At 68.8% G+C, this 23,250-nt stretch carries 21 protein-coding genes; 5 read left to right on the top strand and 16 right to left on the bottom strand.

Annotation, left to right across the window (positions count from 1 at the left end; translation table 11 throughout):
* The 6 genes from LAJ50_RS20020 to LAJ50_RS19995 form a co-directional block, all read right to left on the bottom strand.
* Positions 1–1,989 (bottom strand): S9 family peptidase, encoded by a 1,989-nt coding sequence (locus LAJ50_RS20020; RefSeq protein WP_224096407.1) that lies wholly within the window; start codon positions 1,987–1,989, stop codon positions 1–3.
* On the bottom strand, positions 1,986–2,969 hold the full coding sequence (locus LAJ50_RS20015) for an alpha/beta hydrolase (protein WP_130551445.1): 984 nt from the start codon (positions 2,967–2,969) through the stop codon (positions 1,986–1,988). The genes LAJ50_RS20020 and LAJ50_RS20015 overlap by 4 nt, the downstream gene beginning before the upstream one ends.
* Positions 2,966–3,607, bottom strand: a complete 642-nt coding sequence (locus LAJ50_RS20010) for an FMN-binding negative transcriptional regulator (RefSeq protein WP_130551446.1) — start codon at positions 3,605–3,607, stop codon at positions 2,966–2,968. The genes LAJ50_RS20015 and LAJ50_RS20010 overlap by 4 nt, the downstream gene beginning before the upstream one ends.
* The gene (locus LAJ50_RS20005; RefSeq protein ID WP_130551447.1) at positions 3,607–5,058 is read right to left on the bottom strand and encodes an amidase family protein; all 1,452 of its coding nucleotides are present in this window, start codon (positions 5,056–5,058) and stop codon (positions 3,607–3,609) included. Before LAJ50_RS20005 ends, LAJ50_RS20010 begins: the two co-directional genes overlap by 1 nt.
* Positions 5,058–6,611 carry an amino acid permease gene (locus LAJ50_RS20000; RefSeq protein ID WP_130551448.1) on the bottom strand — a complete coding sequence of 518 codons (1,554 nt, stop codon included), beginning with the start codon at positions 6,609–6,611 and terminating at the stop codon, positions 5,058–5,060. The genes LAJ50_RS20005 and LAJ50_RS20000 overlap by 1 nt, the downstream gene beginning before the upstream one ends.
* 150 nt (positions 6,612–6,761) lie before the next feature.
* Entirely contained in the window at positions 6,762–9,011 is a 2,250-nt protein-coding gene (locus tag LAJ50_RS19995) for a TonB-dependent receptor (protein WP_130551449.1), read from the bottom strand.
* 317 nt (positions 9,012–9,328) lie between these two features.
* Here LAJ50_RS19995 and LAJ50_RS19990 point away from each other — a divergent pair, with 317 nt between their 5' ends.
* Positions 9,329–9,817, top strand: coding sequence for an Lrp/AsnC family transcriptional regulator (locus LAJ50_RS19990; RefSeq protein ID WP_130551450.1), 489 nt, complete (start codon positions 9,329–9,331; stop codon positions 9,815–9,817).
* 87 nt (positions 9,818–9,904) lie between these two features.
* Here the strand turns inward: LAJ50_RS19990 and LAJ50_RS19985 are convergent, their stop codons facing one another.
* From LAJ50_RS19985 to LAJ50_RS19950, 8 genes are all read right to left on the bottom strand, one after another.
* Complete coding sequence (locus tag LAJ50_RS19985) at positions 9,905–10,330, bottom strand: VOC family protein (RefSeq protein ID WP_138652429.1); 426 nt, start codon at positions 10,328–10,330, stop codon at positions 9,905–9,907.
* Between the two features lie 247 nt (positions 10,331–10,577).
* Positions 10,578–11,024 (bottom strand): hypothetical protein, encoded by a 447-nt coding sequence (locus tag LAJ50_RS19980; RefSeq protein WP_138652427.1) that lies wholly within the window; start codon positions 11,022–11,024, stop codon positions 10,578–10,580.
* A gap of 107 nt (positions 11,025–11,131) precedes the next feature.
* The gene (locus LAJ50_RS19975; RefSeq protein WP_138652425.1) at positions 11,132–11,647 is read right to left on the bottom strand and encodes a DUF2199 domain-containing protein; all 516 of its coding nucleotides are present in this window, start codon (positions 11,645–11,647) and stop codon (positions 11,132–11,134) included.
* Positions 11,648–11,895: 248 nt separating this feature from the next.
* Positions 11,896–12,270 carry a hypothetical protein gene (locus tag LAJ50_RS19970; protein ID WP_138652423.1) on the bottom strand — a complete coding sequence of 125 codons (375 nt, stop codon included), beginning with the start codon at positions 12,268–12,270 and terminating at the stop codon, positions 11,896–11,898.
* A gap of 156 nt (positions 12,271–12,426) precedes the next feature.
* Positions 12,427–12,762: a hypothetical protein gene (locus LAJ50_RS19965; protein WP_138652421.1), complete on the bottom strand. Its 336-nt coding sequence runs from the start codon at positions 12,760–12,762 to the stop codon at positions 12,427–12,429.
* Positions 12,763–13,014: 252 nt separating this feature from the next.
* Positions 13,015–13,848, bottom strand: a complete 834-nt coding sequence (locus tag LAJ50_RS19960; protein ID WP_138652419.1) for a trypsin-like serine protease — start codon at positions 13,846–13,848, stop codon at positions 13,015–13,017.
* Positions 13,849–14,174: 326 nt separating this feature from the next.
* Positions 14,175–14,582: an MAPEG family protein gene (locus LAJ50_RS19955; protein ID WP_138652417.1), complete on the bottom strand. Its 408-nt coding sequence runs from the start codon at positions 14,580–14,582 to the stop codon at positions 14,175–14,177.
* A 47-nt stretch (positions 14,583–14,629) separates the two neighbouring features.
* On the bottom strand, positions 14,630–15,868 hold the full coding sequence (locus LAJ50_RS19950) for a dipeptidase (protein ID WP_138652415.1): 1,239 nt from the start codon (positions 15,866–15,868) through the stop codon (positions 14,630–14,632).
* Between the two features lie 191 nt (positions 15,869–16,059).
* On the opposite strand from LAJ50_RS19950, the gene LAJ50_RS19945 reads away from it, so the two are divergent.
* The 3 genes from LAJ50_RS19945 to LAJ50_RS19935 are packed head-to-tail and all read left to right on the top strand — an operon-like array spanning position 16,060 to position 18,472.
* The gene (locus LAJ50_RS19945; RefSeq protein WP_138652413.1) at positions 16,060–16,659 is read left to right on the top strand and encodes a hypothetical protein; all 600 of its coding nucleotides are present in this window, start codon (positions 16,060–16,062) and stop codon (positions 16,657–16,659) included.
* Positions 16,660–16,677: 18 nt separating this feature from the next.
* Positions 16,678–18,081 carry an XVIPCD domain-containing protein gene (locus tag LAJ50_RS19940; protein WP_138652411.1) on the top strand — a complete coding sequence of 468 codons (1,404 nt, stop codon included), beginning with the start codon at positions 16,678–16,680 and terminating at the stop codon, positions 18,079–18,081.
* A gap of 28 nt (positions 18,082–18,109) precedes the next feature.
* Entirely contained in the window at positions 18,110–18,472 is a 363-nt protein-coding gene (locus LAJ50_RS19935) for a hypothetical protein (protein WP_138652409.1), read from the top strand.
* Positions 18,473–18,680: 208 nt separating this feature from the next.
* On the opposite strand, the gene LAJ50_RS19930 is transcribed toward LAJ50_RS19935, so the two are convergent.
* Both LAJ50_RS19930 and LAJ50_RS19925 read right to left on the bottom strand, forming a co-directional pair.
* A complete protein-coding gene (locus LAJ50_RS19930; RefSeq protein WP_138652407.1) occupies positions 18,681–19,139 on the bottom strand; it encodes a DUF4240 domain-containing protein in 459 nt (152 codons plus the stop codon).
* A gap of 296 nt (positions 19,140–19,435) precedes the next feature.
* Positions 19,436–20,602 (bottom strand): class I SAM-dependent rRNA methyltransferase, encoded by a 1,167-nt coding sequence (locus tag LAJ50_RS19925; protein ID WP_130551463.1) that lies wholly within the window; start codon positions 20,600–20,602, stop codon positions 19,436–19,438.
* A 320-nt stretch (positions 20,603–20,922) separates the two neighbouring features.
* Between LAJ50_RS19925 and LAJ50_RS19920 the strand changes: the two genes are divergently transcribed.
* Positions 20,923–23,154 (top strand): NADP-dependent isocitrate dehydrogenase, encoded by a 2,232-nt coding sequence (locus tag LAJ50_RS19920; RefSeq protein ID WP_138652405.1) that lies wholly within the window; start codon positions 20,923–20,925, stop codon positions 23,152–23,154.
* The last annotated feature ends 96 nt before the right edge of the window (positions 23,155–23,250 follow it).

The following is a 23,250-nucleotide window of genomic DNA, read 5'->3' as shown; positions in this document are numbered from 1 at the left end:
TCAGCGCAGGTGCGTGTCCAGCCAGTCCAGCACGCGCTGCTGGACATCGCGGCCGGCGGCCTGCTCGGTGAACCAGTGCGGCCCGCGCGGATAGGTCACCATCTCCACCGGTGTGCCATGGAACTTCAGCGCGCGATAGAACATCTGTCCCTGGCTCAGCGGCACGCGCGCGTCGGCCTCGCCATGCAGGATCAGCACCGGCGCGCTCACCCGGTCCACGTAGCGGATCGGCGAATGCGCGTCGTACTCGGCGCGGTTGCTCACCGGGTCGCCGAAGTAGCCCGGCGCGTAGGTCGGCACGTCGGTGGTCAGCGCCGCCGCGCCGATGTCGATCACCCCCGCGCCGACGATCGCGGTCTTGAAGCGCCTGGACTGGGTCACCGCCCAGGCCGACATGTAGCCGCCGTAGCTCCAGCCGCCGATGCCCAAGCGCTGCGGGTCGATCACGCCCTCGCGTTCGAGCATGTCCACGCCGTCGAGCAGATCCTGGAAGTCGGCGCCGCCCCAGTCGTGGCGGGCCAGTTCGGTGAAGGCGTGTCCCTGGCCTTCCGAGCCGCGCGGATTGGGCAGGAACACGGCATAGCCGCGCGTGGACAACAGCTGCGCCCAGTCGTGCCAAGAGCCCATCCAGCCCGACCACCAGGCTTCGGCCGGGCCGCCATGCACCTGCACCAGCGTGGGCAGCGGCGTGCCGGCCTTCCAGCCGGGCGGAGTGAGCAGCACGCCGGTGATGCGGCGGCCGTCCTTCGAGGACGTCCACGCCAGTTCGCGCACCTGGCCATGCGCCCAGCCGGCGACCTGCGGATTGGTGTCGGTGCGCGCGTCTAATGTGCCGCCGTCCAGGGTCCACACCTCGGCCGGCTGGGCGTCGCGCAGGCCGATGAAGGCGGTGCGGCCCGTGCGCGCCGTGCTGAAGCTGGGATAGGCGATCTGCGGCGTGGCCAGCGTGCGCCACGCGCCGGTGGCGGCATCGACGCGCAGGAATTCGCCGCGCACGCCGTGCAGCCCCTGCGCGATCAGCGTGCGGCTGTCCTGCCAGCGCGCCAGCCACAGCGTGCCGGGCCAGTCCTCGGCCAGCGCCACGCGCCTGCCGCTGGCCAGCTCATGCGCGTACACGGTGGCCACCATGCCGTAAGGCGCGATGCGGCCGTACAGCAGCCGGGTCCCGTCGGGCGAGAACTGCAGCGGGAACGCGGAGGCCATCGGCTCCAGCGGCGGGCTCAGCGTGCCATCGGCCAGCGACAGCAGCACCACGCGCGACTGGTACCAGTAACCGCTCAGCGTGGTGTCGTCGGACACGCGCAGCGCCAGCGTGCGGCCGTCCGGCGCCCAGGCCACGTCCTGCACCTGCAGGCCGGGCGGGCTCAGCACGCGCGCCTCACCGCCGGCCAGGTCCTGCACCCACAGGCGCTTGAACAGGCGCGGACGATCGACCTCGACCGCATCGTCCTTGGCGGCGATGCGCGCCTGCATGGCCGGCGAGGGCGGATCGACCGCCAGGTAGGCCAGCTGTGTGCCATCGGCCGACAGCGCGAAGCTGGCGACGTCGCTGGCCGCGCGGGTCAGCGCCCTGGCCTGGCGGCCTTCGGCATCCACGCGCCAGACCTGCGTCGCCGCGGGCTTGGGCGCCCCCTCGGCGCCGGGCAAGGCGCGATCGGACAGGAACAGGAGCTGGCAACCGTCGGCCGACCACTGCGGCGCGCTGTCATCGGCCTCGCCCGCGCCGTCCAGCGGACGGGGCACGGCCTTGCCGGTCGCGGCGATCAGCTGCAGCTGGCGGTGCGCGGGCTTGCCATCGCCCTGCGGCGTGGCCACGCCGTAGGCGATGCGCGCGCCGTCCGGGCTGATCTGCGGATCGCCCACCTGCGCCAGCGCGACGAAGTCGGCCGGCGTCGGCAGATGCGGGGCCGTGGGCGTCTGCGCCCCCGCGGACACCGCGCCCATGCCGCAGCACGCGGCCAACAGGCGGCTCAACACGATCCGCTTCATGCAACGCTCTCCTGCGAGGAAGACACCAGATGGCGGCGCAGCCAGGCCGCGCCCGTGGCCACCGCCGCGCGCGCCTGCTCGGACACGGCCATGGCCTCGACGAAGCTGTGCGGCGCGCCCAGGTAGCGGCGCAGCTCGACCTGGCCGCCGGCCTCGCGCAGGCGCTGGGCCATGAGGACGCTCTGTTCGCCCAGCACGTCACGGTCGCCGTAGAGCAGCAGCGCCGGCGGCAGGCCGTGCAGGTCTGCGCGCAGCGGCTGCGCCAGGGGGTCGTCGTTGGTCATCGCGTCGGGGCCGAGGTAGCTGGTCCAGAATTCTTCCATCTCGGCCACGGTCAGCAGGTCCTCCGGGGTGCCCAGGCGCGCCGCGGCGGCGGAGATCCGCGTGTCGAAGGCCCCGTAATTGAGCAGCAGGGCCCGCACGCCGGACAAGGCCTGCGCCTGGCGCAGCCGCAGCGCGGTGGCGACGGCCAGATTGCCGCCGGCCGAATCGCCGCCCAGCGCCAGCTGCCCGGCGTCGATCCCGAGCGTGCCGGCCTGCTCACGCAGCCAGGCCAACGCGACCACGCACTGCCGCAGCGCCAGCGGATAGCGATGCTCGGGCGAGAGCGCGTAATCGATCGCCACCACCACCACGCCCGCCTCGTGCGCATAGCTGCGCAGCAGCCGATCGTGCGTGTCGATGCTGAACATGCACCAGCCGCCGCCGTGGATGTAGAACAGGGCCGGCGCGACCTTCGGTGCCGTGTCCGGGCGCAGCACGCGCACGCGGAAGGCCTGGCCTTCGGCTTCCAGCCCGTGGTCTTCGACGTGCCGCATCGCCGGGCCACCCGCGCACCAGGGCGCGCGCACCCGCGCGGCGATCTCGCGTCGCTGCGGCCAGTCCAGCGCGCGGCCTGCGCGCAGGCGCGCGCCCTCCTCGCACACGTCCTCGACGAAGCGGCGCAGCTGCGGATCCAGCGCATCCAGCGAGGCACTCATGCGGCGCCTCCGTGTTCGCGCTCGGCGAAGTCGCGCATCCACGCCACCAGCGTGTCCTCGCCGCCGGCGCTCAGTCCGGCCAGGATCTGGGCGAAGTCGTGGCGGGCCTCGTCCTGGCCCAGCTTGAAGGTCGAATGCCGGGCCACGATGCGGCCGCGCAGCGCGGTCACCCCGAGCGCCAGCCGTGCATAGCGCTCGCCCATCTCCTCCAGCGCCCAGGCACGCGCGCGCCCGGCTTCCATCTGCGTGACCAAGGCGTCGAGTTCTGCCGCGATGTCCTGCGGCGCTTCGCTTAAGGTCACCTCCAGCTGGAACACCGCTGCGGCGTAGTTCCAGGTCGGCGCCTGGGTGCGATCGTCCAGCCAGCTCGGCGAGACGTAGGCCTGCGGGCCCAGCACCAGCGCGGTGGCCTGCGGATCGCGCGCCAGGCGCGCGACGTGCGGATTGCGCCTGGCCAGGTGGCCCATCAGGCCGACCAATTCGCCCGCCTCGTCCAGCTGCGCGCGCAGCGGCAGCGGGCTGAAGCAGGCGTCCTCGCCGCCGGCCGACACCAGCCAGGCCAGCGGCTGGGTGGCGAGCAGGCGCAGCAGGTCGTTGCTGTCGCGCGCGGCGAAACGGCTGTCGCGGGCATGTCCCATCAGTGTGTGTCCTTGCCGGATTCAGAGGCGGCCACCGACACCGGCGGCCAGCGGTCGCGCCAGGGCGCGGCCGATTCGAGCTGCAGGGCCAAGGCCAGCAGCAGCGGTTCCTGGCCGCGATCGGCGGCGAACTGCACGCCGATCGGCAGGCCATCCTCGCCGTGGGCCAGCGGCAGGCTGATGGCCGGGGTGCCGGCCAGGTTCTGCAGCGGCGTGTAGCCCATCCAGTCGAACATGCCGGCGAACACCGCAGCGAAGTCGCCATCGGGCGCGAAGGTGCCCAGGCGTGGCGGCGGCGCGCGCAGGGTCGGGGTCAGCAGCACGTCGTAGCGCGCGTGGAAGGCATTGAAGGCGCCGGGCAGCGCGGCCAGCACCGCGTAGGCCCGCTCCAGCTCGGCCACGCCGCAGTGGGCGCGGTTCCAGTCGGACAGGCCGACGGTAAACGGCTCCAGCGCCGTGCGCGCCTCGGCCGCGCCGAAGGCGACTTCAGCCAGTTCCAGCGCATCGGCGCCCAGGTGCGACCACAGCGTCATCGCCGCCTCGAACACCTGCGCGCCGCGCAGCGGCAGCGAGGCGACCTCGACGCGATGCCCCAGCGCCTCGCACAGCGCCACCGCCTGCGCCAGCGCCGCGGCGACCTGCGCCTCGGGCGCCACGCCCTGCAGCGTCTCGGCCGCCAGCCCGATGCGCAGCGGACGCGCCAGCGGCGCGGTGACCGGCGCCGGGCGATCCGGATGCAGCGCGGCGAAGGCCCAGGCGGTGTCGCGCACGCTGCGCGACATCAGACTGTCGGCGACGATCAGGTCCTCGATCGGATGGCGCGAACGCACGCGCACGGTGGTGCCACGGCCGGGCTTGAGGCCGACCACGCCACAGGCCGAAGCAGGGATGCGGATCGACCCGGCGCCATCGCTGCCCTGCGCCAGCGGCACCACGCCCGCGGCCAGCGCCGCGCCGGCGCCGCCACTGGAGCCGCCGGGCGAATGCGCCAGCGACCAGGGATTGCGCGTGACCGGACCGAGCAGCGGTTCGGTCACGCCCATCAGGCCGAATTCCGGCATCGCGCTCTTGCCCAGCGCGACCAGCCCCGCCTCGGCGCAGCGCTGCGCAAAGGCGTGCTGGTCGCGGGCCGGCACGCTACTGCGGCTGCGCGAACCGCCGCGGGTGGGCATGCCGATCACGCGCAGCGAGTCCTTCGGCAGCCACGGCACGCCGCGCATCGGCGCGTCGGCGTCGGGACGCGAGAGCGCGGCAGCCTGCGCCAGCGCGCGCGCGAAGTCGGTGTGGCTCAGCGCGGCGAGCGTCGGCTCGAAGTGCTGCGCACGGACGATGGCCGCGGCGGTCAGCTCGGCCGGCGAGAGTTCGCCGCGCGCCAGCAGCGCCGCCTGGTCGTGCGCGTCGAGACGTCCCAGCGACAGCGCCTGGGACAGGGGAACTTGCGGGAAGGACATCAGGATTCCGATGCGCGCACGGCGGCATGCGCCAGGCGCCGCGCGTGGCGCTGGCCATAGAAGAAGTAGATGAACGCGCCGGCCAGGACATAGCCGGCCAGGATCAGCGCCGCCAGGGGATCGCCGCGACGCACCTGCTGGACCATGTCGCCCAGCACCGGCGCCATCATCGTCAGGCACAGCACGATGCCCAGCACCGGCACGGTGCCGATCCAGGCCTTGCCGATCCACACCCCGCCCAGCGGCACGCGGAAGCCGCCGCGCAGCTCCGGCCGCACCGAACGCAGCCACATCACCGCGATGCACACCACGATGAAGGCCGAGGCGATGCCGAGGCAGATCAGGTCGCCGAGCACGCCGATCGGCAGCAGCGCCGCCAGCACCGCGGCGATCACGCCGAAGGTGAGATTGCCCAGCCACGGCGTGCGGCGGGTGCGGTGCACGCGCGCGAACAGCCCCGGCAGCAGGCCGTCGCGGCCGATGTTCACCGCCACGCGCGAGACGCCATAGCCGTTGGCCAGCAGCACCGAGCCCAGGCCGGTGAGCGCGCCGATCTTGATCAGCACCGCGAACCACGGCCAGCCCATGCGATCCACCGCCAGCGCGACCGGATCGGGCACGCCCAGCTCGCGGAACGGCACGATCCCGGTCAGCACCGCGCCGGCGGCGACGTACAGCAGCGTGCACACCACCAGCGAGCCGAGGATGCCGAAAGGCACATCGCGGCGCGGATTGCGCGTCTCCGAGGCCGCCATCGATACGGTCTCGAAGCCCAGGTAGGCGAAGAACAGCATCGCCGCCGCGCGCAGCACGCCCGGCCAGCCGTAGGCGAAGCCGCCTTCGTTGGCCGGCAGGAACGGCTGCCAGTGCGCGCTGTCCACGTAGCGCGCCCCGACCGCGATGAAGGACACCAGCACGCCCACCTTGATGACCACCAGCACCGCATTGACCAGCGCCGACTGACTGACGCCGGCGATCAGCACGCAGGCCGCCGCCAGCACCGCCAGCGCGGCCACCAGGTTGATGCCGCCGCTGTTGGCCAGCACGGTATGGCCGCCCTGCTGCAGCGCGGTGATGGTGGAGGTGGCCAGCCACGCCGGCACGTGCACGCCGATGTCGCCGAGCAGGCTGGTGAGATATCCGGCGAAGCCCGCCGCCACCGCCGAGGCCGACAGCACGTATTCCAGGATCACCATCCAGCCCAGCGCCCAGGCGCAGCCCTCGCCCAGGGTCACGTAGCAATAGCTGTAGGCCGAGCCGGACACCGGGATCACCGACGCCAGCTCGGCATAGCACAGCCCGGTGAAGCCGCAGGCCAGCGCGGCGAGCACGAAGGACAGCAGCACCGCCGGCCCGGCGAAGCTGGCCGCGGCCTCGCCGGTCATCACATAGATGCCGGCGCCGAGGATGTTGGCGATGCCGAGGATCAGCAGACTGCCGGCGCCGAGCTTGCGCTGCAGGCCGGCGCGTTCGGTATCGGCCACCACCACGTCGATCGACTTGCGGTGCAGCGCTTGGCGCCAGCGGTCCAGCGGTGGGAAAGCGTCAGCCATGTTGGGGATCCTGGGTGTCATGGAGCATGCGTGTCCCGGCGCGCGCATCGACGGCGAAGGAGACGGACATGGCGCGGAGGCTCAGGCGGCGCATCGATGCGATCCGGGCCGATGCGCCGCAGCACGGCGCCGCATCGGCCTGCTGGCGGCTCAGTACTTCCAGTGCACCGTCATGCCGACGGTGCGCGGACGCACGATGCCCTGGCCGATGCCGTTGACCTCGGCGACCTCGCGGGTGACGCCGCGCTTGTCGGTCAGGTTGGTGCCCCACAGGCTGACCTCGGTGCCGCCGAAGGTCATGCTGTAGCGCAGGTCGAACAGGTTGTAGTTGCCCTGCACGTTCGGCGTCGCGCCCGGCACGGCCGAGTTGAGGTCGCTGATGCCCTTGGACAGGTACTGGTGCGAAAGCGACAGGGTGGGGTCGTAGGCCGCATCGAAGCGGTAGCGCAGCGTGTTGTTGATCGACCAGTCGGCCGAGCCCGGCAGTTGCGAGCCGGCCGGCGCGGTGCCGGCGTAGAGGATGAACAGGTCCTGGTCCAGGCGCGCATGCTGCCAGGTCACGCTGCCGGCCCATTCGAACTGGTCGGTCGGACGCCAGCGGGTGGACAGCTCGATGCCGCGGCTGTACGCCTTGCCGCCGTTGGCCGCGTAGTTGTAGAAGTCCGGCGTCTGCAGGCGCAGCTGGATGTCCTTCCAGTCCACGTAGAACGCGGTGGCGTCGAGCAGGAAGCGGCCATCGGCCCAGCTGGTGCGCGTGCCCAGCTCGTAGTTGACCAGGCTGTCGGACTTGGAGCCGGACGGCATCGGGTAGGCGCTCAGCCCGCTGGTGTTGGGCGTGCCGAAGCGGAACCCTTCGGAGACCAGGCCGTAGAACATCACCCTGTCGTTGGGCGTGTAGGACAGCGAGACCTTGGGATTGAAGCCGTTCTCCTTGGTCTGCGACGGCGTGACGATGGGATTGCCCGGATAGGTGGAGAAGCCGACCTGGGTGGCGGTGGAGTCGACCTTGGTGCGGAACAGGCGACCGCCGAGCGTGAGCTTCCACTCCGGAGTAAAGGAGAACGATCCTTCGCCGAACAGCGCCGCCTCCGAGCCGGACAGATGCGTGTAGAACGCATTGAAGATGCGGCCGTCCGGCGCGATCACCGCGCCCGCGCCCGGCCCGTACAGCGAGGAGTTGTCGAAGGCCGCGGCCGCGCCGTCGGCGCCGATGGTCTCGTACAGATCCTTGCTGGTGTCGAAGTACATGCCGCCGACCAGCCACTCGAAGCGGCTGCCCGTGTCCGAGGCCAGGCGGACCTCGAGGCTCTTGCCGGTGCTTTCGCCGCCGGAATAGATCGACAGCGGGCTGGTCAGGTCCAGGTCCAGATCGGCGTTGTAGGCGCCGCGGATGGGCGTGTAGTCGAAGCGCCAGTCCTGCTTCTTCTTCTGGTAGGCCAGCAGCGCGGTCAGCGTCATGCCGTCCAGGTCCTGGTCCAGGCGCAGGCTGTGCACGGCGACCTTGGTGTCGGTGTACTCGGGCACGGCGGTCTTGCGGGTCAGGTCGGCCAGGCCCTTGATCTGGTAGGCGTTGTCGTCCGAGTCGGTGTTCTGCAGCAGGCTCAGCCACGACAGCGTGGTTCCCGCGGCCGGGGTCAGCACCGCAGAGAAGCGGCCGCCGGCCAGCTTGGTGGTGTTGGCGCCCTGCTTGCCGGTGCCGATGTTGTCCAGGTAGCCCGGATCGTCGCGGTACTGGGCCACGGCGCGGAACGCCAGCAGGTCCTGCTTGACCGGCACGTTGACCATCGCCTTGGCGCCGAAGCCGACATCGGCGTTCCTGGTCTGGCTGACGGTGGCCTCGGCCGCCGCGTCGAAGCCGCTGGCATCGGCCAGGTTGGCGATGTAGTTGATCGCGCCACCCATCGAAGCCGACCCGAACAGCGTGCCCTGCGGACCGCGCAGCACCTCGACGCGGTTGAGGTCGAAGGTGTCGATGTCCGGCACCACGATGGTCCAGCCCGGCTCGGTCAGCGGCACCTCGTTGAGGAAGAAGCCGGTGGTGGTCTGGCCCTGCACGTTGCCCGCGCTGGTGGCGATGCCGCGCATCACCACCTGCGACACGCCCGGCTGGTAGCTGTTGAACACCACGCCCGGCGTGCGCTGGATGTAGTCGGACAGGCTCTGCGCGCCCAGCGCGTCCAGTTCAGTCGCGGTGATGGCGCTGACCGAGCCGGCGATCTCGCGCACCGATTCGTTGCGCTTGCCGGCAGTGACCACGACGGTGCTGAGATCCTTGGCCTGCGTCGCGGGCGCGCCGGCGCTGTCCTGGGCGAAGGCCGGCGCGGCGCCGGCCGTGGCGATGCCGAGCAGACAGGCGGCGCGCACGGCGCGGGAGAGAGCGGTGGTCGGCAACGACTTCATGGCGGACGGTCCCCTTTGGACGGTTGGCGGGTTGGCGGAAACCTCCGGTGTCCCCTGGTGGCCCGCGCGACCTCCCCATCGCGCGGCAGCGCATTCCTGCTCGGGATCAGTAGTAGGTGAAATTCCGGACCGCGTCCAGCAGAAACCACGGGGCGCTTCGCGCCCTCAATCAATTGATCTGGAAAGGAATTTATTCCGCGCACGCCGCAGGAACGGCGGGTTAACATCGGCAATAACGCAGGATCTGCAGTCCCGGCCCGCCAATTGCGCACATCGTGCAGCGCGGCCGAGCACCCCAACGCGCCAAGAGCCCCGTCATGTCAGTCAAACCGCCCGATCGTACCGACCTGAAGATCCTGGATGTGCTGCAGCAGGATGCACGGATCACCAACCAGGCCCTGGCCGACCGGGTGGCGCTGTCGCCCAGCGCCTGCCTGGCGCGGGTGCGGGCGCTGGAGCAGCGCGGCCTGATCCGCGGCTACCGCGCCCACGTGGCGGTGGACCGGATCCGCTCGGCGACCATCGTGCTGGCGCAGGTCACCTTCAAGCAGCACGCCCTGGACGAGTTCACCGAGTTCGACCGCCGGATCCTGGACATGCCCGAGGTGGTCGAGGCCAGCCGCGTCTCCGGCTCCTACGACTACCTGCTGCGCGTGATCGTGCACGACGTGCACCACTGGAAGGACATCGCGCGCGGCCTGCTGGGCGGCGACTACGGCGTGGAGAAGATCGTCTCCCACTTCCTGATGGACGAGGTCAAGCCGTTCTCCGGCTACCCGCTGACACGGGACGCGCCGCGCGGCTGAGCACGTCGCGGCGCGGCTGCGCCAACCGCGCGTCTTCGGCGCGATGGAGCCATCGCGCCATGGGATCGGCCGACGACGCGCCGGCGATCAATCTGCCGCAGGCGCGTCTTCGTCCTGCGCGTCGCCCGCGTCCATCCACATCGCGCCCCAGACATGGCCATCCGGGTCGCAGAAATCGCGGCCGTACATGGTGCCGTGGTCCTCGACCGGATTGATGTCGGTCGTGCCGCCATGACGGCCGGCCGCCTCGGCCATCGCGTCGACCGCCTCGCGCGAGGCGCAGGAGATGTTCAACGCCACCTCGCTCGAGGTGCTCGGCGGAATCGGCCGCGTGGTGAACGTCGCCCAGCGCGCATGGGTCAGCAGCATCACGCTGATGGTCTCGCTCCACTCCATCAGCGCCGCCGTGGGATCGGCGAACTTCGCACTGGGCGTGAAGCCGACGGCCGTGTAGAACGCCTTGGATGCCTCCAGATCGGCGACGGGCAGGCTGATGGTGATGGTTTTGGTCACACGATGCTCCCGGGGTCCGGGAACGGATTGGCCCGGCAGCCGACCATAGCGCGTCGGCTTGGCGACATGTCAGGCCCCGGCGCAGAACGAAACGACGGATTCGTAGCGCGCCGCAGAGCCGGCCGCCGCACGCTGCCCCCGTTCGTGAGCGCCCTCGGCGGCAAGGCGCCGGCCGACAAAGGCCGCGAGCAGATAGGCCTCAGAAGCAGGCTTCCCGCGGGGGTGACCCTTCCGAATGCGCGCTCGATCACCCGCGCAACGACACCAACTGCTCGAGACAGTCAAGGCGACTCACGCAGTGAGGCTGCTCCACCGCGACCCTGCACGTTTGACGCAGACGCAAGCCGGCGAACGTCCCCAACAGAAGGGCCGACAGAGACATCACATAGTCGAAGACCACCAAGGACAATGGAGAACCAAGCGAATCAACGGAAAAGAGCAGAAGCAATCCTCGGACGGCCAGCTCGCTTAGCATCGCCGCAGCGATGGCGTGAAACCAAGGTCCTGAAGAAGTGCGATATGCCAGGTTCGCATAGATGCCGGCCAACACCAGAAAAAGTGCGGCAGCGTTCACTAGATACGACGCCACCACATGGCGAAGCGCCCGCGACTCAGGCTGGATCTCCAGAATTCCGGCGACTGCTCCAGCAAGAAGTAGTGCGCATGCATGGCTCACTACGAGCTTCCAGTTCACGGCGCAACTCTCCTGAAATCGATACTGAATCCACTCTTCGCCGCGAGGCAACTCGGATCGAATGACCTGCTAGGCGCTATCAAGAACGGATTCGGTCCCAAGAGTTCCTAGTTGCCTCCATGCATCACCTTCTCTGCGATCCTTTGCGCCTCCTGGATGGAAAGGCCTTCAGAGTAGTGGATAGCGAGCGGATGGGCACTTGGCGCCAACTCTAGGTAAGGCCTTAATCCACCATTCCGAGGTCGAACGTTCGTCTTGAGGTTGATCGTGTCCGGATAGTAGGGAAGGCGATTGCTGAACCAGCCGAAGTAGCTGTCAGACTCGTCGTGCTCTCCCCACGTGGATGTGTATCGCTCAAAACTCTCTCTGCTGAGCGAAACGCATACACCCCAGAGAAAGGGCTCTTCCACGCCTTGGATCGGCAACTCCAGGGCAACGCGGGCGAAGTAGTCGGTTCCTTCATGGCTCGCTATCTCGCACAGGTCATCGGTGAGTGTGGCGAGCGATTGTTTGTCTTGCCCCGAGAGTACGTCGTAGTACATCGGCGCCTTGTATCCAAAACTCGGTGACCCCTCATGCCGCTTTCCACAACAGGAGCAGGTGAATTCAAAGATTGCGGCCATGTCTGTAGTCAGCCTGTACCTAGGTTGCGGCCTGACCGCGGAGCGGCCTCGGCTCAGATGCGTTTTTCGACGTTGCACTACACAGAGCACGCCCTGGCCGCCTCCACTGAAACCCTCAACTTCGGCCGGCGATAGCTGAGGAAGCTTGCCATGTCGAAAAGGTCGCCGCTTCTTCCGTGTTGCCTGATGACGACCATATGCCCCTTGTAGCGTTCGCCCCCGCCCCGAAGGTTATCGGCTGTTTGCTGCTAGGGCCACACCAGCTGCACATGTTCCTTTCCGCGATCGTCCAGCACGTATGACCTGATGTGCACCTGAAGATTTTCGGCAAGATATACTTCGGTACGCATCTGGGAGATAGCGCCCACCTCAATTTGATGCCGCAGAAGATGCTTGGGCAATGCTTCGCGGTAGTGCTTCAGCGACTCTTGAATCCGCGTGGTGAGCCCAGGCAATTCATCCGATGGAGTCGGGATCCAGGTGATCGTGACCTTCTCCCCTGGCCGATCGCGGGCGAGCTGATACATGTCATTGAAGACAAAGTCATTGAACACGTAGTTGGTGCCGCTCATGAACGAGTGGCTCCAGTTGTGAGCCATGGCGTCAATGAGTTTGTACTTCATGGGAAGGATCCCGGCGTTGATGCCGAACGAGAAGCTCCTGGGGCTCCGTCAGCAGCGTAATCTCAGGCTCCACGCTGAGGATAGAGCGCAAGTCTGCGTCGAGTTTCGAAGAGGCGGCAAGTGTGTCTGGCTTGGAAAAGAGACGCTTGATCAGACTCACGCTGAGCACTGCAACGCAAGGCGGAGATCCCTGACGGTGGCCCAGGTCTTGGTGTCCACGGTACCAGTCGCCGTGACCTTGTAGCTGCCGCAATCGCTGTTGTCGGGCAGCGGATTGATCTGGCAGGTGCCGCTGTAGGTGAACTTGCCCGCCTTACCCCGCGACAGCGTGTCTGCGGTGCAGGGCCCGAGCACTTTGGCGAACACCTCGTTGGTGGCCTTGATGTGGCGGATGAGGGCCGCGTCGTCCTGGGTGAGATCGGGGCCGCTTGCTGCGCTTGAAAAGGCGGCGCAAGCCAGCAGGCCTGCGATGAAGACTTGACGGGCTTTCATGAGGCGGACACCGCGTTGACTCCATCCGGAGCAGCGCGCCGATTGTTCGGCTGGGGAGTTGGCGCCGTCAAGATCACGCCGCCCGGTAAGCGCGATTTTTCTCGTCTCGTCGGCGCCAGCCATCACGCGGCGGCGCGAATATGTCCGCCGCGTCCGCATATGCGCTCCTGTGGCAAGGCGCAGGCATCGCAGGGCAAGGACCGCCATCGTGCGTCAAAGCGCGCCCGTCGACCCTGGCAAGCGGCGTGCGGGTCAGGACGCGCCTGGGTGCGGGCCGGCCTGAACCGCTCCGGCGATGACGCCGTTGATCCAGTCCTGGTAATGGCGCAGGCGCACATTGCACGTGATTTGGCCATACCGCCCAGGCGTCCTGTTGGTGCTCTGCGGGTCCGACCATGACGTCAGTCCGGCCAGGCGCCAATCGTTGCCGGCCTGGAGCAGGACGGGCCCGCCGCTGTCGCCACTTCCCGTGCCGCCTTCGAGCGGCAGCCCCTGCGCCGGCGGGTCGAAGGTGTAGCAAAGCCAGCGACCGTCGGCGCTGGTGATCTTGTTGAACGCGCGGCGGAGCGTGGTGCGATGCGAATCGCTGAATTCATAACCGGTGACGCCGTTTCCCGTGGCGCCGGCTCCCAGCACCTTGACGACCTGGCCGAACTCATCGGCGTCTTCGTTGATCGCCACCGGCGTGACGTCGGTGACGGGCTGGGCCAGCTTGAGCAGGGCGATGTCGTCCGAGGACGAGAGCAGCACCCTGAACAAGGTCCAGTCCCAGGTCGCCAGCGCCTGGTCGAGCAGCTGCTGCGACGGCTTCCTGTAGCCGGGATGGACCACGAGGCGCTCGACGTCGCGGGGGATTCCATTGAGCGTCACCTGCTTGATCCGGGTCTGCCACATGACGGCGTGCCCCGCGGTGACGACCCACTGCGGCGCGATCAGGACGCCGTGCCCTTCGCCGGGCAGATCGACCAGCGCCGCGAACTCCGACGCCGGCACGCGATACTTCGCGTCGTCGACGTCATCGCGGATGACGATCGCGCCGGCGCTGAAAGGCGCGGCAAGCAGTACGAGCAGCAGGAGGCGGAGCATGGTTCGGGTTCCTTGATCGGGTTTCTGTGGGAGCGGCTGGCTAGCGATCCGCCCTGGCGTCATGTGCCTTCCTTGTCCGACGACGCACGACAATGCATGCCGCCACCAGTAGGTACGCGCCGGCCGCGGCCAGCACGGGAGCGCCCGCGCCGAAGAACCACAGCGCGCCGTGCCTCGCCCCTTGCGAGGGTGAGGACCAGCGGCGCGGCGGCCCACAGGAACAGGCCGACGATCGACGCGGCCGCCACCGTCAGCGCCCAGAACAGGGGCCGGAGCAACCATTGCCATCGAAGCGTGCGATCCATGGTCCCGGGGCGGGCGAGGCGTCAGACGAATTGCAGCGAACGGGCGACCAGCGCGGCCCACAGCGCCAGCACCGCCAGGAAGTTCACCGTGAACACCAGCCCGCGCAGGCGCAGGTTGGGGATGAAGATCTGCACGAGGCTGTGCAGCACGCGCCCGGCGACGAACAGCCACGCCAGGCCGACCATCAGCGGTCCGGTCGCGCCCTGCATCAGCAGCAGCACGCAGGCCACGTGGAAGAACAGCGGCCACTCGAACTGGTTGGAGAGGTTGGCGCTGATGCGCGGCTCCAGCTGCGCGAAGGGGTCGCCGCCATCGGGGCGGCGGCCGACGCCCCACACCGCCGGTGCGCGGGCCACGGTCAGGGCGACGTAGAGCAGGGCGGCCAGCGCGACATGCGCGGCCATGGGCGGGATCAGCGTCGGCGACATCGGCAATGCGTCCTTGTCCTGTGCGGTCGTGTCGGGGGGCCAGCGCGCTAGGGCTTGGGCTGCCTGGCCGCCCAATCCTGCGCCTGCTGCATCACGCGCAGGACGTTGCCGCTCCAGATATCGGCGATCTGCTGTTCGCTATAGCCCTTGCGCAGCAGCCAGGCGGTGATCTTGGGCAGGTCGGACACATCCTCCATGCCGGGCAACCCGCCGCCCCCGTCCCAGTCCATGCCGATGCCCACGTGTTCCGGGCCGATCAGCTTGAGGACGTGGTCCAGGTGGGCGAAGAAGTCGTCCAGCGTGGCGTGCCTGACCGGGTACTTGGCATCCAGCGCCTTCAGGTCGGCCGCCAGGCGCACACCGTCGGCGGTCTTCATGCCGGCCTCGCCGCCGTACCGCTCCTGCAGCGCCTGTTCGGCGGCCTTGCGCGCGGGCGAGGCGGCGGTGTCGATGAGATAGCCCTGGTAGGAGTTCATCTGGATCACGCCGCCGTGCGCGGCCAGCACCTTCAGGCGCGCGTCGTCGATGTTGCGCGGATGGTCGTGCACGGCGCGCGCGCCGCTGTGCGACAGCAGGATCGGCACCGGCGAGAGCGCGATCAGCTGGTCGAACACCTCGTCCGAGGCATGCGACTGGTCGATGACGATGCCGAGCTTCTGCGCGGCCTGCACCAGCTGCCGGCCCGCCGGGCTCAGACCATGCCATTCCGGCCCCTTGGGGTCGGTGGCCGAATCGGCGAACTCGTTGTTGATGAAATGCACCGTGCTCATCAGGCGCAGGCCCTGGGCGTAGTAGAACGACAGCAGCGTGGGGTCGGCCACCAGCGGGCTGGCGTTCTCCATGCTGATGTAGACCACGCGGCGGCCTTCGCCCTTGATGCGCGCCGCATCGGCCGGCGTGGTCGCCTCGGCGAACTGGCGCGGGTGCGCGGCGAGCATCTCGCGGATCTGCGACAGGCGCGCGAGGCCGGCGTCGCGGTCGTGCAAGTGCGCCCCGGCGCTGTGATCGCCCTGGTCGGTGTAGATGGCCCAGAAGCCGCCGTCCAGCGCGCCCGCCTGCATGCGCGGCAGGTCCACCTGCGAGAGCGCGTTGCCCGGATGCGCAGCGAGGATGTCGAAGTCCGGCCGCGGGAAATTGGCCGGCGTATCCAGGTGTGAATCCAGCGTCAGCAGGCGCTGCTGCAGCGCGCTGGCGCGAGCCAGTTCGGCCTGGGTGAACTCGACCGCGCCGGCGTGCCCGGCGATGAGCGACAAGGCCAGGATCATGCAGCGCAGGCACGCGTTCATGGGACGCTCGGGAAACGGAAGGAAGGCCGCGATCATAACGATCAAACCGCCACGCCTCCCGCCGCGGCGCGACGGGACCTGATCCGCCGGGTTGCGTCGCGGGGGGCGAGGTGCTTCACTCGGCCTCTCGCCTGGCTGGACGCCACCTGGGGCCAGCAGCGATTCCCTGCTGCGTGAGGACTGCCCACCACATGCGCCTTGCCCATTCGATCATCCCCCTGCTGGCGGCCTGCGCGACACTGCCCGCCTGTTCGCAGGCCTCGATGTCCGCGCCTTCCAAGGAGGAGCCCGCCGTGACCACCGCCACACCATCCGCCCCCGCCGCATCGACGCAGGATGCGGCCCAGGTCCTGCAACGCGTGCTCGCGCTGATCGAGGGCAGTCATGCGCTTTCGGACCTGACGCCGGCGCGCGTCGGCCAGGCCATGGGCGTTGACCTGGAGCGCGCGCGCGATGGCAGCGCGCAGTACGGCGTCGGCGCCGCGATCGATGCCCCGTGGTCGTACACCATCGAGCTGGACGCCACGTCACCGGACGCCGCCAAGTTCGCGTTCAACTTCACGCCATCGGCGGCCGATGCGCCGATGACGCCGATCTGCCAGATGGACTACGACGCCTTCGCCAGCCGGCTCGAGGCGCTGGGTTTCACCCGCACGCCGTACAACGCCGAGCACGGGCGCCTGGTCAAGGAGTGGTTCGACCGGCCGGGCCTGCGGGTGAGCGTCTATCCGCAGGGCGAGTCGGACGGCGCCGCCGAACACCGCTGCGTGCGCACGGTGACCATCCCCTAACGGCCAGGGAGTGCCGACATGCCACTGACCAAGGAAGCACAGGCCCTGGTGGATGCGTTCGCCAAGCGGCCGGGCGTCACCGCCGACCAGGCCGCCAACCTCGCCAGCGTGATCAACCATTCGCCGGCGTTGGTGAACCAGATCAACGACGCCGTCCAGAAGGGCCACCTCAAGCACATCGTGCCGCTGCCGGCGGGCACCCATGCCGGCGGCGAGTACAACGGCGCGGCCAAGGAGATGCGCCTGCCCCTGTCGATGCTGACCAGCCCGCCCAAGGGCGTGCCCTTCGACGCCGGCGAACCCACCTTCGTGCTGGGGCACGAGCTGCAGCATGGCTTCAACCACGCCGCGACCGGACAGGCCACCCAGGCCTTCATCGACGCCGCCAAACACGTGGCGCAGAGCAAGGGGCCGGTGCACGACTACACGGCCGCGCTCGGTGCCCTGATCGCGGCCAATCGCCGCGACGAGGCCGGCGCGGAGGTCGCCGGCTGGAACGCGCTGGTCAGCCGGGTCCAGCACGACAAGCCCAAGGCGACGCTGGAAGACGTCTATAAGGCCAACCCCTTCCGCGCGGGGGATTTCATCGACCGCACCGGCACGCCGCCCAACTACCACTACGCCGCCAAGCCCAACCTCACCCTGGACAAGGATCTGCACATGCAGCCGACGGCGTCCAACATCGAGGGCATGGGCCGCAACTACTTCGATCACCCGCCCGCCCAGGCGCGGCTGGGGCACCACGGCAACTCCGACTACGCCAACTACTACGGGGCCTGGGGCACGGGTGTGATCGTGCAGTCCGAGCGCGCCTATGGCGATGGCAAGGCGCCGCTGCAGATGAACCTGAAACAGCTGCATCTGTCCGAGAAGCTGATGGAGCAGAACGGACTCAACCTGGGCAGCAACACCTCGCCCATGCCGTATCGGGATTCCAGCACGCAGCCGCCCACCACGCACCGCTTCGACCACACCGCCACCACCTTCACCCACGTGCCCATCGTCTTCCAGGGCGTGCCCGGGCCGATGGTCGAGGCCACGCGCGAAGGGCCCGCGCGGCCAGACCATCCCGACCACGCGCTGTTCAAGCAGATCCAGGCCGGCGTGGCCGCGCAGGGCCTGGCCCGCGGCGATGACGCCGACCGCATGAGCCACAGCCTGCTGGCGCTGGCCAAGGAGCAGGGCATCAGCCGCGCCGACCACGTGATGCTCGGCGGCGACGGCGCGCAGGCCAAGGTGTTCCTGGTCCAGGGACACCTGCAGGATCCCGCCCAGCACCGCGCGTGGATCGATGCCAGCCAGGCCGTGCAGACGCCGCTGGGCGAGTCGCTCCAGCGGATCGAACGCGCCAACGCCGCGCAGGCGCTGGCCGCGCCGCAACACCCGGCACCGGCCCAGGAGCCGACGCGGCTGACGCAGTGAGCGCCCGGCCGCCAGCGGGCGCAGCGCGATGACGTTCCACAACCTGATCCCGAAGATCTTCTACGCGCGGCTGGAGGACGGCCTGGCCTTCTTCGCCGATGCGCTGGGCTTTACGGTGCTGTACCAGGACGCGGACATGGCGGTGGTGGCACGCGACAGGGCCAAGGCCTATCTGGTGGAGAACGCCGAATGGGCGGCCAGGGACCGGCCCGAACTGGCCATCGAGGTCGATGACATCGCCGCGGTGCATGCCGAACTGGCCGCGCGCGCGCCGCAGCGACTGCATCCCAACCTGCCCACGGTGCGGCAGCGGCCGTGGGGCGCGCTCGAATTCGCGATGCTCGATCCGAGCACGGTGTGCGTGGTCTTCCGGCAGTGGCCGAAGCCCTGACGGCCCAGGCCGTTGGCCTGGGTCAGAAGGCCCCGCGGACCTCGGCCCAGACGTTGGCGCCCTCGCTCAGCAGAAACTCAAGCGCGGGCGACGCATCGTTGCCGCGCGCCGCGGCAGGCCTGCGCTCCAACTCGCGGGCATTGTCCTTATTGCCGCCTCACGCTTGAATCAATCCGACCCGCGAGGGGAGTTCGGCCTGGATCGCTCGTCAGGCATCGGTCGCTCCCCACAACGATTCATTGCTTCCCGACTCATAGCTGACGCTTGCCTCGAATTCCCAGTCTTCCGGATCGCCACCTGTCCTTGCAGCCCAGGCGTTCGAAGCGACGTAGAGAAGCGACTCGCACCATTGGTCGATGGATTTCGGCATGTTCTCGGGTTTGGCTTTCACACGGACGTAGTAGCGCTCGCCGCGTGCGACCACATAGCACCTGACATAGAGAAAACCGTCGTCGGACGTGCCGGAGTCTCCGGCATTTCTTACGTAGCTTTCGCCATCGATTGCAAAGAGAACCTGAGCAAGCTGCTCCTGGAAGCCCGCTATGCGCGTGACGTCCATTGCGGCCAGGGCCGAGCCGACTGAACTCAGCGCTTCGTCCTCGTCTCCAGCTTCCAGTGCCGCCAGATCGACACGCCCCATCAGCTTCCAGAACTCGTCGATATCCACGCCGCCTCCCTGTGTCGTTCCGGTTCCTGACGACTCGCACACGCCCTGTCAGGAGCAACATCCGGATTCTGTTCGGGGTCCTACCCGGCGTCAATCAGGAACGTGCTGTCGTCCGTCGTGCTGCGGCGTGAGGATGCGCGCGTCGCGCTCCCGACCTTGAGCGGATAGCGGGTAACAAGCCCTCGATCGTCTTGCGACAGCGCGCAGCGCGCTCGAACTCGCGATGCTCGATCCGAGCACGGTGTGCGTGGTCTTCCGGCAGTGGCCCAAGGCCTGAGGCGCTTGGGCCCGCACCGCTAGAACACCCGGCAGAACACCGCCTTGAGGTAGCGCGATTCCTGCACGTGGGCCATGAAGGGATGGTCCGGGCCGGCGCCGGCGACCTTGAGGATCTGGATGGTGCGGCCGGAAAAGTAGGCCGCGCGCCGCAGCATGTCCAGGAACTGCTCCTCGCTCACCAGCCCGGTGCACGAGAACGTGGCGAACAGCCCGCCGGGCTTGACCACGCCCAGCGCGAGCTTGTTCATGTCCAGGTACTTCTTCAGCGCGGCGATGACCTGCTCGCGGTCGCGCGTCATCTTGGCCGGGTCCAGGATCACCACATCGTAGGCATCGCCGCGCGCGGCCGCATCGCGCAGGTACGGAAAGATGTCGGCCTGCACGAACTTGGGCTTGACGTTGTTCAGGCGCGCATTGCCCTTGGCGATGGCGATCACGTCCTGGTCGATGTCCACGCCCAGCACCTCGCTGGCCCCGCGCGCGGCGGCGTACACAGCGAAGCCGCCAGTGTTGCAGCACAGGTCGAGCACGGTCTTGCCTGCCACGTGCTGGCTCAGCCACTGGCGGTTCTCGCGCTGGTCGGCGAAGAAGCCGGTCTTGTGCGCGCCGGCCGGGTCGGCGCGGAACTTCACGCCGTACTCGGTGATGACCTCGCTCTCGGTGCCCGAGGTGCTGTGGAAATCGAAGCTCTCCTGCTTCTGCACGTGCTCGTCGGCGAAGCTGTGGAAGCGGCAGCCCGGGAACTGCGCGCGCAGCGCGTCGAAGATCCACTCGCGGTGGCGGAACATGCCGGCGGCAAAGAACTCCACCACGATCAGGTCGCCATAGCGGTCCACCACCAGGCCGGACAGGCCATCGCCTTCACTGTGGACCACGCGCCAGGCGTCGGTGGTCTCGTCCAGCCTGAGCACCTCGCGGCGCAGGGACACGGCCTGGGCGATCTTGTCGTGGAACCAGGCCGCATCGACCTGCACGTCCGGGTCGGTCTCCAGGATGCGCACGGCGATGCGCGAATGACCGTTGTAGAAGCCACGCCCCACCCAGTCGCCGTCCACGCCGAACACATCGACGATGGTGCCCGGCTTGGGCTTCTGCGGCGGCTTGTCCACCAGCTTCTGGAAGATCCACGGATGGCTGGAACGCCAGGCGTTCTTCAGGCGGACGGCAGGATTGGGCATGTTCATCGGCCTATTGTAGAAGGCTGCGCCTGCGTGGGAGCCGCCATGGCGGCGATGGGGCTCTGTCGGGAAAGCCCAGCCGCCGCCAGGGCCGCTCCCACCCACCCAACCAACGCGCTCGTCCCGGCTGCCGGAACACTGCGGTGCCCGCGTGTCGGGTGCGGCGCTTTGCCCTGCCCTGCCCGGGGGGCGACAATGGCGCGCTCGGTCGCCGCCAGCCGCTGCCCCCGCCTCATGCCCGGGCCGCCTCGCCACCGGCGGCGTCACCCGTGCAGGCCGCCCGGCGCGCCTGCTGCCCTGTCACTGCAAGAGAGACAACGCCCGCAATGTCCAGCACGCCCAAGATCCTGTACACGCTGACCGACGAGGCCCCGTTCCTGGCCACGCAGTCGTTCCTGCCCATCGTCGACGCCTACACCGACACCGCCGGCATCGTGGTCGAGACCCGCGACATCTCGCTGGCCGGGCGCATCCTGGCGCAGTTCCCCGACCTGCTGAGCGATGCGCAGAAGGTCTCCGACGACCTGACCGAACTGGGCGAACTGGCCACCACGCCCGAAGCCAACATCATCAAGCTGCCCAACATCTCCGCCTCGGTGCCGCAGCTCAAGGCCGCGATCAAGGAGCTGCAGGACCAGGGCTATCCGCTGCCGGCCTACCCGGACGAGCCGAAGACCGACGCGGAGAAGGACGCCAAGGCGCGCTACGACCGGGTCAAGGGCAGCGCGGTCAACCCGGTGCTGCGCGAGGGCAACTCCGACCGCCGCGCGCCGCTGTCGGTGAAGAACTACGCCCGCAAGCATCCGCACCGCATGGGCAAGTGGTCGTCCGATTCGAAGACCCATGTGGCGCACATGGAGTCCGGCGACTTCTACGGCAGCGAGCGTTCGGCCACGCTGGGCGCGGCCGGCGCGCTCAAGATCACCTTCGTCGGCGCCGATGGCGGCAGCACGGTGCTCAAGGACAAGGTGGCGGTGAAGCAAGGCGAGGTGGTCGATGCCTCGGTGCTCAGCCGCAAGGCGCTGGCCAGCTTCATCGATGCGCAGATCGAGGACGCCAAGGCCCAGGGCGTGCTGTTCTCGGTGCACCTGAAGGCCACGATGATGAAGGTCTCCGACCCGGTGCTGTTCGGCATCGTGGTGGGCGAGTTCTACAAGGACGTGCTGGCCAAGCACGGCGAGGCGCTCAAGTCGGTGGGCTTCGACCCCAACAACGGCATCGGCGACCTGTACGCGGTGATCGGCAAACTGCCCGCCGACCAGGCCGAGGCGATCAAGGCCGACGTGGAGGCCGAGTACGCCAAGCGCCCGGCGCTGGCGATGGTCAACTCCGACAAAGGCATCACCAACCTGCACGTGCCCAGCGACGTCATCATCGACGCCTCGATGCCGGCGATGATCCGCGACAGCGGCAAGATGTGGAACGCCAAGGGCGAGCTGCAGGACACCAAGGCGGTCATCCCCGACCGCAGCTATGCCGGCGTCTATCAGGCCGTGATCGAGGACTGCAAGGCGCATGGCGCGTTCGACCCGGCCACCATGGGCAGCGTGCCCAACGTCGGCCTGATGGCGCAGAAGGCCGAGGAATACGGCAGCCACGACAAGACCTTCGTCATCCCCGGCGACGGCAAGGTGGTGGTGACCGACGATGCCGGCGCGACGGTGTTCGAACACGCGGTGGAAGCCGGCGATGTGTGGCGCATGTGCCAGACCAAGGACGCGCCGATCCAGGACTGGGTCAAGCTGGCCGTCACCCGCGCGCGCCTGAGCGGCACGCCGGCGGTGTTCTGGCTGGATCCGCAGCGCGCGCACGACGCGCAGCTGATCGCCAAGGTCGAGCAGTACCTCAAGGACCACGACACCACTGGCCTGGACATCCGCATCCTCTCGCCGGTGGAGGCCACCGCGCTGTCGCTGGAACGCATCCGCAAGGGCGAGGACACCATTTCCGTCACCGGCAACGTGCTGCGCGACTACCTCACCGACCTGTTCCCGATCATGGAGCTCGGCACCAGCGCCAAGATGCTCTCCATCGTGCCGCTGATGGCCGGCGGCGGCCTGTTCGAGACCGGCGCCGGCGGCAGCGCGCCCAAGCACGTGCAGCAGTTCGTGGAGGAGGGCTACCTGCGCTGGGATTCGCTGGGCGAATTCCTGGCGCTGGCCGCCTCGCTGGAGCACCTGGGCCAGACCTACGACAACGCCGCGGCGCTGACCCTGGCCAAGGCGCTGGACGTGGCCAACGGCCAGTTCCTGGACAGCAACAAGTCGCCGGCGCGCAAGGTCGGCGAGATCGACAACCGCGGCAGCCACTTCTACCTGGCGATGTACTGGGCCCAGGCCCTGGCCGCGCAGGACGAACATGCCGAGTTGAAGGCCAAGTTCGCCCCGCTGGCCAAGGCGCTGGCCGAGGAGGAAGCCACCATCGTGGCCGAGCTCAACGGCGCCCAGGGCCGTCCGCAGGACATCGGCGGCTACTACCACCCGGACCTGGCCAAGTGCGCCGCCGCCATGCGCCCGAGCAAGACCTTCAACGACGCGCTGGCCAAGCTGGGCAAGTAAGCCGCCTCGACGCTTGACCCGACGGGCCGCCTGCCGCAAAGCAGGCGGCCCGTTTGCGTTCGGTGCCGTCCTCGGCGGACGCGGCGCGCGTCGTGT

Source organism: Pseudoxanthomonas sp. X-1, assembly GCF_020042665.1.
Taxonomy (GTDB): domain Bacteria; phylum Pseudomonadota; class Gammaproteobacteria; order Xanthomonadales; family Xanthomonadaceae; genus Pseudoxanthomonas_A; species Pseudoxanthomonas_A spadix_A.
This window is presented reverse-complemented; position numbering and strand designations above follow the sequence as displayed.

Bases quoted from the DNA above. Each gene is read 5' to 3' on its own strand.
- LAJ50_RS20000 (WP_130551448.1), bottom strand. From the start codon at position 6,611: ATGGCTGACGCTTTCCCACCGCTGGACCGCTGGCGCCAAGCGCTGCAC.
- LAJ50_RS19960 (WP_138652419.1), bottom strand. From the start codon at position 13,848: ATGCTCCGCCTCCTGCTGCTCGTACTGCTTGCCGCGCCTTTCAGCGCC.
- LAJ50_RS19935 (WP_138652409.1), top strand. From the start codon at position 18,110: ATGACGTTCCACAACCTGATCCCGAAGATCTTCTACGCGCGGCTGGAG.
- LAJ50_RS19970 (WP_138652423.1), bottom strand. From the start codon at position 12,270: ATGAAGTACAAACTCATTGACGCCATGGCTCACAACTGGAGCCACTCG.
- LAJ50_RS19920 (WP_138652405.1), top strand. From the start codon at position 20,923: ATGTCCAGCACGCCCAAGATCCTGTACACGCTGACCGACGAGGCCCCG.
- LAJ50_RS20005 (WP_130551447.1), bottom strand. From the start codon at position 5,058: ATGTCCTTCCCGCAAGTTCCCCTGTCCCAGGCGCTGTCGCTGGGACGT.
- LAJ50_RS19940 (WP_138652411.1), top strand. From the start codon at position 16,678: ATGCCACTGACCAAGGAAGCACAGGCCCTGGTGGATGCGTTCGCCAAG.
- LAJ50_RS19955 (WP_138652417.1), bottom strand. From the start codon at position 14,582: ATGTCGCCGACGCTGATCCCGCCCATGGCCGCGCATGTCGCGCTGGCC.
- LAJ50_RS19990 (WP_130551450.1), top strand. From the start codon at position 9,329: ATGTCAGTCAAACCGCCCGATCGTACCGACCTGAAGATCCTGGATGTG.
- LAJ50_RS20020 (WP_224096407.1), bottom strand. From the start codon at position 1,989: ATGAAGCGGATCGTGTTGAGCCGCCTGTTGGCCGCGTGCTGCGGCATG.
- LAJ50_RS20010 (WP_130551446.1), bottom strand. From the start codon at position 3,607: ATGGGACATGCCCGCGACAGCCGTTTCGCCGCGCGCGACAGCAACGAC.
- LAJ50_RS19945 (WP_138652413.1), top strand. From the start codon at position 16,060: ATGCGCCTTGCCCATTCGATCATCCCCCTGCTGGCGGCCTGCGCGACA.
- LAJ50_RS20015 (WP_130551445.1), bottom strand. From the start codon at position 2,969: ATGAGTGCCTCGCTGGATGCGCTGGATCCGCAGCTGCGCCGCTTCGTC.
- LAJ50_RS19975 (WP_138652425.1), bottom strand. From the start codon at position 11,647: ATGGCCGCAATCTTTGAATTCACCTGCTCCTGTTGTGGAAAGCGGCAT.
- LAJ50_RS19925 (WP_130551463.1), bottom strand. From the start codon at position 20,602: ATGAACATGCCCAATCCTGCCGTCCGCCTGAAGAACGCCTGGCGTTCC.
- LAJ50_RS19995 (WP_130551449.1), bottom strand. From the start codon at position 9,011: ATGAAGTCGTTGCCGACCACCGCTCTCTCCCGCGCCGTGCGCGCCGCC.
- LAJ50_RS19950 (WP_138652415.1), bottom strand. From the start codon at position 15,868: ATGAACGCGTGCCTGCGCTGCATGATCCTGGCCTTGTCGCTCATCGCC.
- LAJ50_RS19965 (WP_138652421.1), bottom strand. From the start codon at position 12,762: ATGAAAGCCCGTCAAGTCTTCATCGCAGGCCTGCTGGCTTGCGCCGCC.